Here is a 310-nt window from a genome sequence, read left to right on the forward strand (position 1 = left end):
CGCCTCTCCTTATGGAGGGCGATATCGGCTTCGAGAGTTGGCACGCGACGCTCGGCCTCGTCCAGCAATGGCTTCTTTGCCGCCGTTGTCGTAGCCGCGGCCAACTGATCGCTGACGCTTTTGCGTTGCGCCTGCAGTCGCTGGAGCCTCGATTCTATTTCCGAGTAGCCGTCCAAAGTTACTTGCAGCGCCCTCGCCCGAACAACTAGAGCTTCGTACGATTGACGCTTCGCAGCCAGGTCGCTTTCGTTTCGCGGGATGGCGCCGGCGGCTTCGTTGGCATTCACGAGCAGCTTGCACTGTCCTTGCA

The 310-nt window shown here is 60.3% G+C and carries 1 protein-coding gene; it reads right to left on the minus strand.

Annotated elements, in window-relative coordinates; translation table 11 throughout:
• Nucleotides 1-287 (minus strand): hypothetical protein (locus B8W69_RS29625; RefSeq protein WP_133058073.1); only part of this gene is annotated, 287 nt, incomplete at its 3' end.
• Nucleotides 288-310 lie beyond the last annotated feature (23 nt).

This window comes from Mycolicibacterium vulneris, from assembly GCF_002104765.1.
Classification (GTDB): Bacteria; Actinomycetota; Actinomycetes; order Mycobacteriales; family Mycobacteriaceae; genus Mycobacterium; species Mycobacterium vulneris.